This window comes from Pseudomonas sp. NPDC089401, assembly GCF_044749485.1.
GTDB lineage: Bacteria > Pseudomonadota > Gammaproteobacteria > Pseudomonadales > Pseudomonadaceae > Aquipseudomonas.
The window spans coordinates 26,380-39,951 of record NZ_JBIVIA010000001.1 but is presented as its reverse complement, the minus strand read 5'-3'; the positions used below and the strand labels follow the sequence as shown (position 1 = coordinate 39,951).

The 13,572-nt window shown below is 64.9% G+C and carries 10 protein-coding genes and 1 pseudogene; 5 read left to right on the top strand and 6 right to left on the bottom strand.

From position 1 onward, the window contains the following. Window positions 1-66 precede the first annotated feature (66 nt). The 4 genes from ACIP21_RS00180 to ACIP21_RS00165 form a co-directional block, all read right to left on the bottom strand. Window positions 67-1,389, bottom strand: a complete 1,323-nt coding sequence (locus tag ACIP21_RS00180) for a dicarboxylate/amino acid:cation symporter (RefSeq protein WP_400682600.1) — start codon at window positions 1,387-1,389, stop codon at window positions 67-69. Between the two features lie 413 nt (window positions 1,390-1,802). Then, window positions 1,803-3,149 carry an ATP-binding protein gene (locus ACIP21_RS00175; RefSeq protein ID WP_400682598.1) on the bottom strand — a complete coding sequence of 449 codons (1,347 nt, stop codon included), beginning with the start codon at window positions 3,147-3,149 and terminating at the stop codon, window positions 1,803-1,805. Next, complete coding sequence (locus ACIP21_RS00170) at window positions 3,146-3,823, bottom strand: response regulator (RefSeq protein ID WP_400682596.1); 678 nt, start codon at window positions 3,821-3,823, stop codon at window positions 3,146-3,148. The genes ACIP21_RS00175 and ACIP21_RS00170 overlap by 4 nt, the downstream gene beginning before the upstream one ends. Window positions 3,824-3,975: 152 nt before the next feature. Further along, entirely contained in the window at window positions 3,976-4,581 is a 606-nt protein-coding gene (locus ACIP21_RS00165) for an outer membrane protein (RefSeq protein ID WP_400682594.1), read from the bottom strand. Between the two features lie 128 nt (window positions 4,582-4,709). Here ACIP21_RS00165 and ACIP21_RS00160 point away from each other — a divergent pair, with 128 nt between their 5' ends. Further along, entirely contained in the window at window positions 4,710-5,504 is a 795-nt protein-coding gene (locus tag ACIP21_RS00160) for a dienelactone hydrolase family protein (protein WP_400682592.1), read from the top strand. Window positions 5,505-5,655: 151 nt separating this feature from the next. Continuing rightward, a complete protein-coding gene (locus ACIP21_RS00155; protein ID WP_400682589.1) occupies window positions 5,656-6,357 on the top strand; it encodes a 4'-phosphopantetheinyl transferase in 702 nt (233 codons plus the stop codon). Window positions 6,358-6,360: 3 nt separating this feature from the next. Here ACIP21_RS00155 and ACIP21_RS00150 read toward each other — a convergent pair whose 3' ends face one another. Together ACIP21_RS00150 and ACIP21_RS00145 are read right to left on the bottom strand one after the other, a co-directional pair. After that, window positions 6,361-7,968, bottom strand: a complete 1,608-nt coding sequence (locus ACIP21_RS00150; protein WP_400682586.1) for an ATP-binding protein — start codon at window positions 7,966-7,968, stop codon at window positions 6,361-6,363. Continuing rightward, window positions 7,965-8,663, bottom strand: a complete 699-nt coding sequence (locus tag ACIP21_RS00145) for a response regulator (RefSeq protein ID WP_400682584.1) — start codon at window positions 8,661-8,663, stop codon at window positions 7,965-7,967. Before ACIP21_RS00145 ends, ACIP21_RS00150 begins: the two co-directional genes overlap by 4 nt. 769 nt (window positions 8,664-9,432) lie before the next feature. On the opposite strand from ACIP21_RS00145, the gene ACIP21_RS00140 reads away from it, so the two are divergent. From ACIP21_RS00140 to ACIP21_RS00130, 3 genes and pseudogenes are all read left to right on the top strand, one after another. Beyond that, window positions 9,433-12,312 carry a ribonucleoside-diphosphate reductase subunit alpha gene (locus ACIP21_RS00140; protein WP_400682582.1) on the top strand — a complete coding sequence of 960 codons (2,880 nt, stop codon included), beginning with the start codon at window positions 9,433-9,435 and terminating at the stop codon, window positions 12,310-12,312. A gap of 138 nt (window positions 12,313-12,450) precedes the next feature. Then, on the top strand, window positions 12,451-12,582 hold the full coding sequence (locus ACIP21_RS00135) for a hypothetical protein (RefSeq protein WP_400682579.1): 132 nt from the start codon (window positions 12,451-12,453) through the stop codon (window positions 12,580-12,582). Between the two features lie 440 nt (window positions 12,583-13,022). Then, window positions 13,023-13,572, top strand: a pseudogene (locus ACIP21_RS00130) (ribonucleotide-diphosphate reductase subunit beta); the annotation flags it as partial.

Sequence of the window (13,572 nt, the reverse complement as noted above, 5' to 3'; positions counted from 1 at the left end):
CAGAGCACATCTGACAGGCACAAGAAAGGCGACCCGAGGGTCGCCTTCTTTTTTACTGCACCGATATCAACGCACCGGGGTTTCTGCAACGCCCAGGTCATCGGTAGGCGCGCTCATCTCCAGTGGAGCACCACCGGAAGCCAGCTCCGACGCCAGCTTGTCGTCGTCCATCTCTTTCACCCACTTGGCCACGACCACGGTGGCTACGGCGTTGCCCACCAGGTTGGTCAGGGCGCGGGCTTCGGACATGAAGCGGTCGATGCCGAGGATCAGCGCCAGGCCGGCAACCGGCAGGTGGCCGACGGCCGACAGGGTGGCAGCCAGGACGATGAAGCCCGAACCGGTGACGCCGGCAGCCCCTTTGGACGCAACCAGCAGCACCAGCAGCAGGGTGATCTGGTGGGTGATGTCCATGTGGGTGTCGGTGGCCTGGGCGATGAACACCGCAGCCATGGTCAGGTAGATCGAGGTGCCGTCGAGGTTGAACGAGTAGCCGGTCGGGATCACCAGGCCAACCACCGATTTCTTCGCACCCAGGCGCTCCATCTTGGCCAGCATGCGTGGCAGGGCCGATTCCGAAGAGGAGGTGCCGAGCACGATCATCAGCTCTTCACGGATGTAGCGGATCAGCTTGAGGACGCTGAAACCGTGGGCGCGGCAGATGCCGCCCAGCACCACCAGCACGAACAGCAGGCAGGTGATGTAGAAGCAGGCCATCAGGTAGCCCAGTTGCACCAGCGAACCCACGCCGTACTGGCCGATGGTGAAGGCCATGGCGCCGAGGGCACCGATCGGGGCCAGCTTCATGATCATGTTGATGATGTTGAACATGACGTGGGCGAAGCGGTCGATCAGGTCCAGCACCGGCTTGCCGTAGCTGCCCAGGCGGTGCAGGGCGAAGCCGAAGATCACCGAGAACATCAGCACTTGCAGGATGTCGCCGTTGGCGAAGGCACCCACCACGGTGTTGGGGATGATGTTGAGCAGGAAGCCGACGGTGGTCTGCTGCGCGCCGGCGGCGGCATAGGCGGCCACGCTGCTGGCGTTCAGGGTGCTGACGTCGATGTGCATGCCAGCGCCCGGCTGGACCACGTTGACCACCACCAGGCCGATGATCAGGGCGATGGTGGAGACGATTTCAAAGTACAGCAGCGCGTAGCCGCCGGTCTTGCCGACCGACTTCATGCTCTGCATGCCGGCGATGCCGCTGACCACGGTACAGAAGATGATGGGCGCGATGACCATCTTGATCAGCTTGACGAAACCATCACCCAACGGTTTGAGGGCGACGCCGGTTTCGGGGTAGAAGTGGCCGAGCAGGATGCCGATGGTGATGGCGACCAACACCTGGACATACAGGGATTTGTACAGCGGCTGACGTGTCGTCATGGCTCAATTTTCCTCAAGTGTGCCGGCTTCACCCTTCCCAGGGTGGTTGGGCACCTGAATCGCTAACCCTCCTGCACCTGGAGGGATTTGTCGTTGTGTTCGAGCTGCCTGGGCAGGCCTCTGCCAAGGAGATAGCAAGGGCGATGCCAAAATGCCCATCCTGGGTGCAGAAGCCATGTTTACGGGGCATCGATGCCCAACGACGGGGCGATTTTGCTGAGCAAAGGTGGCGGATTTCCGCCCGGTGGCGGGAAATGTACAGGGGGTATGGCGGGAATCCGCCCGATCAGCTGTTTCCTGCACCGGCCTCTTCGCGGGTGAACCCGCTCCCACAGGGACCGCACAAGATTCAGCATTTATGCCGTACCTGTGGGAGCGGGTTTACCCGCGAAAGGGCCGGCACAGGCTAACGATCAATCAAGATGGAAGGTGATCCGGAATGCCGCCCCACCCAGCGGCGAATCCTCCAGGCTCAGCTCGGCGTCATAGCTGTCGACGATGTCCTTGACCACCGCCAGCCCGATGCCCTGCCCCGGATGCTGGCGGTCCAGTCGCTCGCCACGTTCGAGAATCCGCTCGCGCTGGTCGGCCGGCACGCCCGGCCCGTCATCCTCGACGCGCAGCACCAGCAACCCGGGCGCTTGCTCCAGGCCAACCCGCACCTGCTCCAGGCTCAGGCGATAGGCGTTCTCCAGCAGGTTGCCCAACAGCTCCAGCAACGCCCCCCGCTCCATCGGCACCCGCGCCTGTGCCGGCACCTGCAAGTCGACCTCGACCTGCTTGTCGCGGTAGACCTTGGCCAGGGTGCTGCACAGGCTCTGCAACACCGGCAGCAATGCCACGCTGTGGCGCACCAGGCCGCTCTTGCGCATGCTGGCGCGCTGCAGCTGGTAGTCGATCTGCTGGCTCATGCGCTCGATCTGGCTTTGCAGCACCCGCGCCTGCTCCCGCTCGCTGTCCCGTTGCAGCATGCTCTCGCCCACCCCCTGCAACACCGCCAACGGGGTCTTCAGGCTGTGCGCCAGGTCCCCCAGCGAGTCGCGGTAGCGCGTGCGCTGCTCGCGCTCGCTGCGCAGCAGGCGGTTGAGTGAGCGGGTCAGGCGCAGCAGTTCGCGGGGATGTTCGCCACTGAGCCCGTCGCGCGCGCCCGACTCCACTTCGTCCAGTTCGTGGCTGAGCCGGCGCAGCGAGCGCAGGCCCCAGGTCAAGCCGGCCCAGAGCAGCGTCATCAGCGCCAGCAAGGCCGCGCCGAAGCCCAGGTAGAGCTTCTCGCGCAGGCCATTGAGGGTCGCCTTGTATTCGCTCAACGGCTGTAACGCGACGATGCTGTAGGCCGCGCTCTGGCCGCCCAGCAGCTTGATCTCGACGTCATAGACGAAGAACTCTTCGCCGTCATCCTGGTGGATGCGGGCGAATTCGTTGCCACGCCCGTCGTAGCGCGGGCGATAGTTGATGTGCTTGTCGGCGGTGGCGCGCGAGCGCCAGACCAGGTTGCCATCGCGGTCGAAGATATAGCCGAGCAGGCCGGTGTACGGCAGGTTGTAACGCTCGTCCGGCAGCAGCTCGGGCATCTGCAGCTGGCCGTGCTCGATACGCGCCGCGGAGATCAAGGTGGTCACGTCCGAGGCCAGGCGCTGCTCGATCGACTCCTGCAGGGCCAGGCTGAAGGCCTTCTGCAAGGCCGGCAGCAGCGCCAGCATGAACAGCAGCGCCAGCACCGCTGCCGCGAGCATCAGGCGCAGCCGCAGCGAACGGATCATCGGCAGCGCTCGGTGAACAGGTAGCCCAGGCCGCGTACCGTGTCGATCGGCTTGAAGCCGCTGTCGCCCTCGAGCTTGCGGCGCAAGCGGCCGACCAGCACTTCGATGACGTTGGGGTCACGCTCCTCGTCGCCGGGATAGAGCTGCTCCATCAGGCGGTCCTTGGCCACCACCTGCTGGTGATGGCGCATGAGGTATTCGAGGATGCGGTATTCGTAGGCGGTCAGCGCCAGCGGTTGCTCATCCAGGGTCGCCTGCTTGCGGTTGAGGTCGAGCAGCAGCGGCCCGGCGGCGATGGTCGACTGGGTGAAACCGCTGGAGCGGCGCAGCAAGGCGTTCAGGCGCGCTTCGAGCTCTTCGTACTGGAACGGCTTGACCAGGTAGTCGTCGGCACCGGCGGCCAGGCCTTCGACCTTGTCCTGCCAGTTGCCGCGGGCGGTGAGGATGAGGATGGGGAAGGCCTTGCCCTGGCTGCGCAGGCGGCCGATCAGTTCCAGTCCGCTGATGCCGGGCAGGCCCAGATCGATGATGGCCAGGTCGAAATGGAAGTGTTCGGCCTGGTACAGGGCCTCTTCGGCGTTGGCCACGGCCTCGGCCACATGGCCGCTTTCGCCCAGGCGTGTGTGGAGGTGGTGCCGCAACAGGGCTTCGTCCTCGACCACCAGCAGTTTCATGTAGGGCTCCTTGATCTGTAATGGCCTGTACCGGCCTCTTCGCGGGTAAACCCGCTCCCACAGGGACCCCACAGCTTTGGATGACTGTGCAGTCCCTTGTGGGAGCGGGTTTACCCGCGAAGAGGCCGGTACAGGATAACTCGGCTCGTCGGTCAGAACTTGTAGCTCGCGGCCAGGTAGGTCTGCCCGCTGCTGGTCAGGCGCAAGGTCCCGTCCTTCGGCCCGCCACTGGCGCCCACTTCGGTCGCGGCATTGGTGCGCAGATAACGGTAGCCCAGTTCGACCGACGCCTTGTCGGTGATGTCCTGGATCACCCCGGCCTGCAGCCCGTAGGCATAGCCGTAGTCGGTGTCGCGGCTGGCCCCTGGCGAATCCTGGGTCAGCTTGGTGATGCCCAGGCTGCCACCGCCGAACAGCTTGGTGGTATCCCCCACCGGCAGGAACAGGTCATAGCTGCCGAGCAGGTTTTCCTGGCGCAGCTTCAGGCCGCTGTGGTCACCCGACACGTTGTCGTAGGTCATGTAGTAACGACCCTGGTCGTTGATCTTGCCCAGGCGTACACCCCAGGTGTCGTCCTTGCCGATGATGCCGTCGGCATTCAGGTTGTCGGTGTTGCGCTGCAGCAGGCCGGACTTGGCGACCTTGTCGCTGGTCTGGCCGTAGGTCAGGCTGGCGAAGTTGTCGTCGGCGGCCTGGGCAGTGGCGATGCCGGTGGCGCACACCGCCATGGCGGCGAGCAGGTTGTTGAAGGTTTTCATGGCTTCTTGCTCCAGTTGAAGGCGCTGTTGCGGTCTGGAAGCTAGAGTAAGCAGGGTGCCCTGAACGGCGGCTGAACCCCGACTGAACCGCGGCTGAACGATTCGTTTGCAAACAAGGAGTAGTCAACATGCGCGCCCTGCTGGCCCTGATTCTGATGTGCAGCGCCGCCCTCGCCCATGCGGCAGTGCAAACCCGTGAAATTCGTTACCAGGATGCCGACGGCACCGCGCTGATCGGCTACTACGCCTACGACGACGCCGTGAAGGGCGAGCGCCCGGGCGTGCTGGTGGTGCATGAATGGTGGGGACTGAACGACTATGCCAAGCGCCGCGCCCGCGACCTCGCCGCACTGGGCTACAGCGCGCTGGCCATCGACATGTACGGCAGCGGCAAGCACACCGAACACCCGCAGGATGCCCAGGCTTTCATGGCCGAGGCGATGAAGGACCCGGCCGCGTCGGCCAAGCGCTTCGACGCCGGGCTGGACCTGCTGAAGCAGCAACCTTATACCGACAAGCACAAGCTCGGCGCGGTCGGTTACTGCTTCGGCGGCAAGGTGGTGCTCGATGCCGCACGCCGGGGAGCGCGGCTGGACGGCGTGGTGAGCTTCCATGGCGCGCTGGCCACGCAGACACCCGTGACCCAGCCTGGCGTGGTCCGCACCGCCATCCTGGTGGAGCATGGCGCGGACGACAGCATGGTCACCCCGCAGCAGGTGGAGGCCTTCAAGCAGGAAATGGATACGGCCAAGGTCAACTACCAGTTCGTCAGCATTCCAGGGGCCAAGCACGGGTTCACCAACCCGGATGCCGACCGCCTGAGCCATGGCGAACATGGCGGGCCGGACATCGGTTACAACGAGGCGGCGGACAAGAGCTCGTGGGCGGACATGCAGGCGTTCTTCAAGAAGAATCTCAAGTAACGATCGCCGGGGCCGCTGTGCGGCCCTTTCGCGACACAAGGCCGCTCCTACCGAATCAAGCGTTCCCCTGTAGGAGCGGCCTTGTGTCGCGAAAGGGCTGCAAAGCAGCCCCATCTCCCACACCGCCCCCATGGCTGGCACAATACCCGCCATGAACAGACTCCCCGCCTGCTGCGCCCCGCTCCAGCACCACTGGCCCCTGCCGCGCCCATTGCCTGGCGCGGTGCTGGTCAGTTGCGCCTTCGACCCCGCCCACCTGGCTGCCGACGATTTCCAGCGCGTCGGCATCGTGCCCAGCGCCAGCCTGCAACGCTCGGTGCCCAAACGCCAGGCCGAGTACCTGGCAGGCCGCGTCTGCGCGCGTGCCGCGCTCCAGCAGTTGGATGGTCGCGACTATGTGCCTGGCACCCACGAAGACCGCTCGCCGATCTGGCCGACAGGCATCCACGGCTCGATCACCCACGGCAAAGGCTGGGCAGCCGCCGTGGTGGCAGCCGATGGCGCCTGCCGCGGCATCGGGCTGGACCAGGAAGCCCTGCTGGCTGACGAGCGTGCCGAGCGGCTGATGGGCGAGATCCTCACCCCGCCCGAGCTCGAGCGCCTGGACCGCCGCCAGCTGGGCCTGAGCGTCACCCTGACCTTCTCGCTCAAGGAAAGCCTGTTCAAGGCCCTTTACCCGCTGACCGGCCAGCGCTTCTACTTCGAGCATGCCGAGCTGCTGGAATGGTCGGCCGATGGCCTGGCACGCCTGCGCCTGCTCACCGACCTGTCGCCTGAATGGCGCCATGGCGTGGAACTGGAGGGCCAGTTCTGCCTGCAGGACGGTCACCTGCTCAGCCTGATCAGCGTCTGACCCCTATTGCGGCGCCTGCTCGCGCGGCCAGCTGAGGCTGAAACAGGCCCCGCCCAAGGCCTGGCTGCGCCCCACGGTGGCACGCCCGGCGTGCCAGTAGATGATCCGCCGCACGATCGACAGGCCCAGGCCATGCCCGCCGGATGCCCGCGTGCGGCTATCGTCGAGGCGGGTGAAGGGGGTGAAGATGCGGTCCCAGACCCCCTCGGGAATACCCGGGCCGTCATCCTCCACATCGATGCGGCAGCGCTGCTGCCCCAGCTGGTAGCTCAGGCGCACTTCGCTGCCGGCATGGCGCAGGGCATTGCTCACCAGGTTCTGCAGGGCGCGGTGCAGGTAGCGCGGCTCGGCTTCGACCCACGCACCGTCACTGCCCTGGCAGTCGCCACGCAGCAAGCGCACCGCACTGTTGAGCGGTGCCAGCTCCTCGATCACCCGGCCAAGCAAGTCATCCAGGTCGACGCGCTGGAACTTCAACGCCGGGGCGCCTTGCTCCAGGCGGGCGTAGGTCAGCATTTCGTCGACCAGCCTGTCCAGGTCCTGGATGTCGCCATCCATGCCGGCCAGGTGCTTGGCGCGGGCCTGCTCGGTGCTGGCGCTCTCGATCATCTCCAGGCCGAAACGCAGGCGCGCCACCGGGGTGCGCAGTTCGTGGGACACTGCGCGCACCAGTTCGCGCTGCATGCTCAATGAACGCTGCAGGTGCTCGGCCATGTCGTTGAACGCCGCCGCCAGGCGCCCCACCGAGTCGGCGTCGCCGGCCGGCACCCGGGTGTCGAGGCTGCCCTGGGCGATGCGCGTGGCGGCGATCTCCATGCCCGACACGCGCCGCTCGAGCTGGCGCACCAGCAGGTACACCACCAGGCCGATCAGGCACAGGCCAAGGCAGGTGATCAGGACCAGCAATTGCGGTGGGTAGGGGTTGAGCTGGTACAGCGGGCCGATCTCCAGCACCAGCGGCGAGCCCGGCAGGCCGGCGAACACGCGGATCGAGTCGCCATCGCGGCCCAGCGCCATGACCGTGTCGCCCTCCTCCACCCGGCGCCGCTGGTCATCGTCCAGGCCGGCACGCTCGATGCGCTGCAACGCCACGCCAAAGCCGAAGCCTTTGCTGCGCTTGATCTCCTCCAGGCGCTGCGGCTGTTCGGTCACCGGGTAGCGCACCAGCTCGTCGGCCAGCAGGTAAAGGGTGGCGCGCGCCAACTGCTCGCTGACCTGCTTGACCTGGGCCACCAGCAGCAGGTCTTGCTGGCCGACCTTGCGCAGCACCTGGGCCGCGTGCGGCCCGGTCTTCTCCACCACTACCAGGCCACGGTACAGGCGGGCGCGCTGGCCGCCATCGAGGGTGCGCGCGGACATCGGCTGCAGGTCCAGCGGCACGCCGAGCAGGCGTTCCCAGATCAGCAGCGAGCGCTTGCGTTCGGTATCGTTCTGCTGCGCCAGGTTGTCGGCCATCAGGCTGAAGGTGCCCTGGGCCAGCCGCTCGCGGTGCTGGGCGGCGCGTACCTGGTTGACCAGGTGCAGGCTGAGCACGCCGAGCAGCGCCACCAGCACCAGCACGCCCAGCATGCCACCGTAGATGCGCAGGAAGATCGAGCGGTTGAGGTTCATGGCTCCTCGCTGACGAACAGGTAGCCCTTGCTGCGCAGGGTCTTGATCAGCCGCGGGTGCTCCGGGTCGTCGCCGATCTTGGGGCGGATCCGCGAGATGCGCACGTCGATGGAGCGGTCCTGGCCGTCGTAGCCGACGCCGCGCAGCGCGGTGAAGATCTGTTCGCGCGAGAGCACCCGCCCGGCGTTGCTGGCCAGCAGCCAGAGCAGGTCGAACTCGGCGCCGGTGAGGTCGATCAGCTGATCGGCCAGCCAGGCCTCGCGCAGGCGCTGGTCGATGCGCAGCGGGCCGAAGGCCAGGGCGTGACGCTTGCTCTCGGCGCTTTCGCTGCGCCGCAGCAGGGCCTGGATGCGTGCCAGCAGCAGGCGTGGGCGCACGGGCTTGCAGACGTAGTCGTCGGCGCCCAGGTCCAGGCCCTGGACCTGGTCCAGCTCGTCGCTGCGGGCGGTGAGCATGAGGATCGGGCCGGGGTACTGGCTGCGCACCCGGCGGCAGATGCTCAGGCCGTCCTCGCCAGGGAGCATCAGGTCGAGGATCACCAGGTCCGGCTGACTGTCGACGATACGCCGGGCCGCGCGGGCACCGTCGCCCTCGACCGCGACCTCGAAGCCGTTGGCTTGCAGGTACTCGGCGGTGAGCTCGGCCAGGCGCTGGTCGTCTTCGACGATGAGGATGCGGTGTGTCGGGTGGTCCATGGCCTTTGCCTTCTATTTGTTATTTTGTGTTTCCTGGATTGGCCTCTTCGCGGGCAAGCCCGCTCCCACAGTGACCGCGCCAAATGCAAAAGCTGTGCGATACCTGTGGGAGCGGGCTTGCCCGCGAAGAGGCCGGCACAGGCAGCCCTATCCCTTTAACCAAAGAGCAACGTCTGCCGCGGATACTACGTCCGCCACCGGGCACTGCCAACCCGCCCGCCACTCCCCCTCGACTGAACCGTTTTTTGTGGTAGGGTGCGCCCCCGAAAATTTCTGCCTGGGGGCAGTGACCCGGAGAAAAATAGTGCAAACCTCTTGGCACTAGGCCTACAGCGATTGCCCGCTATTCACTCACAAAGTACACACAAGTTATCCACAGGCGATCGCCTTGCAAAGACCCCTGTACCGCATTATCTTGTATCCCCAGCGCAGCAAACCACTAGATGTTGGGTTTCAGTCACAAACGCCAAGCATGAGTCAGCAGAAAAATTCAAGCGATTTTTCTGGCAAAACTCGTTGTGGTTTCATCGATCGAACCGCTCCTAGCGGATACTGAACAGCCTGCTTTGGCTTGCCCAGAGCATTTGACTTCGGCCAGGGAGCGGCAAGGTTCTTGCCCCCATTTCCTGATCTGTCCCGAAGTCGGTACGCCCGAGCGGGTGGATGCGCGTGCATGACGCATCCTCGCCCGGGCCATCGAGCAAGTGGACGGAACGGTGGGCGCCCAAAAGGCGCCTGAACACTATAGAAACTGTGGAGACACCCACCCATGCAAACCGACACAACTCGCGAGAACCCGCAGGCCAAGGCGCCGCAGGCCGCCGATGCCAACCAGGATCTGGCCGCCACCGCACCTGGCCAACTGCGCGTGATCAAGCGCAACGGCACTGTCGTCCCCTACACCGACGACAAGATCACCGTGGCCATCACCAAGGCGTTCCTCGCAGTTGAAGGCGGCACCGCCGCCGCCTCGTCGCGCATCCACGACACCGTCGCGCGCCTGACCGAGCAGGTCACCGCCACGTTCAAGCGTCGCATGCCATCGGGTGGCACCATCCACATCGAAGAAATCCAGGACCAGGTCGAACTGGCCCTGATGCGTGCCGGCGAGCAGAAAGTCGCCCGTGACTACGTGATCTACCGCGACCAGCGCGCCAAGGAGCGTGCCACCCGCGCCCACACCGACGCCGTGGTCGAGCCGCACCCGAGCATCCGCATCACCCTGGCCGACGGCAGCCTGGCGCCGCTGGACATGGCGCGCCTGAACACCATCATCAGCGAAGCCTGCGAAGGCCTGGCCGAAGTCGATGGCGACCTGATCCAGCGCGAAACCCTGAAGAACCTGTACGACGGCGTGGCCATCAAGGACGTCAACACCGCCCTGGTGATGACCGCCCGTACCCTGGTCGAGCGTGAGCCGAACTACTCGTTCGTCACCGCCCGCCTGCTGATGGACACCCTGCGTGCCGAAGGCCTGGGCTTCCTCGAAGTGGCCGACAGCGCCACCCACCACGAGATGGCCGACCTGTACGCCAAGGCCCTGCCGGCCTACGTCGCCAAGGGTATCGAGTTCGAGCTGCTGAACCCGGCGCTGGCCGACTTCGACCTGGAAAAACTGGGCAAGGCGATCAACCACGAGCGCGACCAGCAGTTCACCTACCTGGGCCTGCAGACCCTGTACGACCGCTACTTCATCCACAAGGATGGTGTGCGCTTCGAGCTGCCGCAGGTGTTCTTCATGCGCGTGGCCATGGGCCTGGCGCTGGAAGAGAAAGACAAGGAAGCCCGTGCGATCGAGTTCTACAACCTGTTGTCGTCCTTCGACTACATGGCCTCGACCCCGACCCTGTTCAACGCCGGCACCCTGCGCCCGCAGCTGTCGAGCTGCTACCTGACCACCGTGCCGGACGACCTGTCGGGCATCTACCACGCGATCCACGACAACGCCATGCTGTCGAAATTCGCCGGTGGCCTGGGCAACGACTGGACCCCTGTGCGTGCGCTGGGCTCCTACATCAAGGGCACCAACGGCAAGTCCCAGGGCGTCGTGCCGTTCCTGAAAGTGGTCAACGACACCGCCGTCGCCGTGAACCAGGGTGGCAAGCGCAAGGGCGCCGTGTGTGCCTACCTGGAAACCTGGCACCTGGACATCGAAGAATTCATCGAGCTGCGCAAGAACACCGGTGACGACCGTCGTCGTACCCACGACATGAACACCGCCAACTGGATCCCTGACCTGTTCATGAAGCGCGTCTTCGACGACGGCAAGTGGACCCTGTTCTCGCCATCGGAAGTGCCGGACCTGCACGACCTGACCGGCAAAGCCTTCGAAGAGCGCTACGAGTACTACGAAGCCCTGACCGAGTACAACAAGATCAAGGTGTTCAAGACCATCCAGGCCAAAGACCTGTGGCGCAAGATGCTGTCGATGCTGTTCGAGACCGGCCACCCGTGGCTGACCTTCAAGGACCCGTGCAACCTGCGTTCGCCGCAGCAGCACGTGGGCGTGGTCCACAGCTCGAACCTGTGCACCGAGATCACCCTGAACACCAACAAGGACGAGATCGCGGTCTGCAACCTGGGCTCGATCAACCTGCCGAACCACATCGTCGACGGCAAGCTGGACACCGCCAAGCTGCAACGCACCGTGAACACCGCCGTGCGCATGCTCGACAACGTGATCGACATCAACTACTACTCGGTGCCGCAAGCGCGCAACTCGAACTTCAAGCACCGCCCGGTCGGCCTGGGCATCATGGGCTTCCAGGACGCGCTGTACCTGCAGCACATCCCGTACGGCTCGGACGCTGCCGTCGAGTTCGCCGACAAGTCGATGGAAGCGGTCAGCTACTACGCGATCCAGGCGTCCTGCGACCTGGCCGACGAGCGTGGCGCCTACGAGACCTTCCAGGGTTCGCTGTGGTCCAAAGGCATCCTGCCGCTGGACTCGCAACAGATCCTGATCGAAGCCCGTGGCCAGAAGTACATCGACGTCGACCTGAACGAAAGCCTGGACTGGGCGCCGGTGCGTGCCCGCGTGCAGAAAGGTATCCGTAACTCGAACATCATGGCCATCGCGCCAACCGCGACCATCGCCAACATCACCGGCGTGTCGCAGTCGATCGAGCCGACCTACCAGAACCTGTACGTGAAATCGAACCTGTCGGGCGAGTTCACCGTGATCAACCCGTACCTGGTCCGCGACCTGAAGGCCCGCGGCCTGTGGGACTCGGTGATGATCAACGACCTGAAGTACTACGACGGTTCGGTGCAGCAGATCGAGCGTATCCCGCAAGAGCTGAAGGACCTGTACGCCACCGCGTTCGAAGTCGAGACCAAGTGGATCGTCGACGCCGCCTCGCGTCGCCAGAAGTGGATCGACCAGGCCCAGTCGCTGAACCTGTACATCGCCGGCGCCTCGGGCAAGAAGCTCGACGTGACCTACCGCATGGCCTGGTACCGTGGCCTGAAGACCACCTACTACCTCCGTGCCCTGGCCGCGACCAGCACCGAGAAGTCGACCATCAACACCGGCAAGCTCAACGCCGTTTCCAGCGGTGGCGACAGCGCCCCGGTCCAGGCAGCGGGCCCAGCCCCAGTGCCGAAGGCCTGCGCGATCGACGAGCCTGACTGCGAAGCCTGCCAGTAAGGCCTGATGCCGCAACGGGGCGCCCACGGGTGCCCCTTTGCGGCATTTTTGTATCCGCGCCCCAGAGAAGCCCTGCCCTTTGCCCACCGCTCGCGCGGCCCGGTACAAAGAACGGACCTCTCTATAAGGATGTACCCCATGGCGCGGAAAAAAGTGATCACTCGCAAGATTGGCCGCAACGCGGAAAACGGCCGCTTCACTTCGGTGGAGGAGGCCCGCAAACACCCCAAGACCCACGTGGTCGAGACGCTGCGCAAGCCGTGCAGTTGACCGCTGGTTGCGAGGGCCGCTGAGCGGCCCTTTCGCGGCGCAAGGCCGCTTTCCAACGCTTTCGAAACCCAGCATCTTGTGTGATAAAAATAAAATCACACAACATGTAGTGTCATCCACTATTTGCCGCTAAACTCCCTTCCCGTAAAAGCCGACACGAGATCGCTTGAACGGACGTGCACGGAACCGGTCGAAAATTTACCCTCGCCCGCAAGACACGCGCCCCGATCGAAAGCGAATTCCGGTATACTTCGCGCCCTCTGAAAAGGGCACCCATTCACGTCCCTGGCCCCTCCTCGAGGCCTGGCCAGGCACGAGTCCAGATGTAACGAGAGTCAGCCTCTCGAGCTGTCCATTCGCCGTAACGGCCTTGCGTCAGGCATCACATTCTTAAAATCCAACCGGTTGCCCCAGGGCGACCCTCAAGCAGGAGCCAAACCATGCTGAGCTGGGACGAATTCGACAAAGAAGACGGCGAAGTCGCCGCCAAAGGCAACACCCCTGCGCAGGCCACTGCCGCCGCCACCCTCGACAAGCTCGACAGCGCCGGCGGTGCCGCCGCCGTGGAAGCCCGTGCCGTCGTTGCCACCGACTCCGAAGCGGTCAAGCGTGCCAAAGCCTCGCTGAACGACCTCGACATCGCCGAAGGCCTGGCCGAGCTGGAAGGCTCCTCGGCCCGCGTCGCCGTTGACGAAAAGCGCATGATCAACTGCCGCGCCGACCTCAACCAACTGGTCCCGTTCAAGTACGACTGGGCCTGGCAGAAGTACCTCGACGGCTGCGCCAACCACTGGATGCCGCAAGAGGTCAACATGACCGCCGACATCGCCCTGTGGAAGAGCATGGACGGCCTGACCGAAGACGAGCGCCGCATCGTCATGCGCAACCTCGGCTTCTTCTCCACCGCCGACTCCCTGGTGGCCAACAACCTGGCCCTGGCCGTGTACCGCCTGATCACCAACCCGGAGTGCCGCCAGTACATCCTGCGCC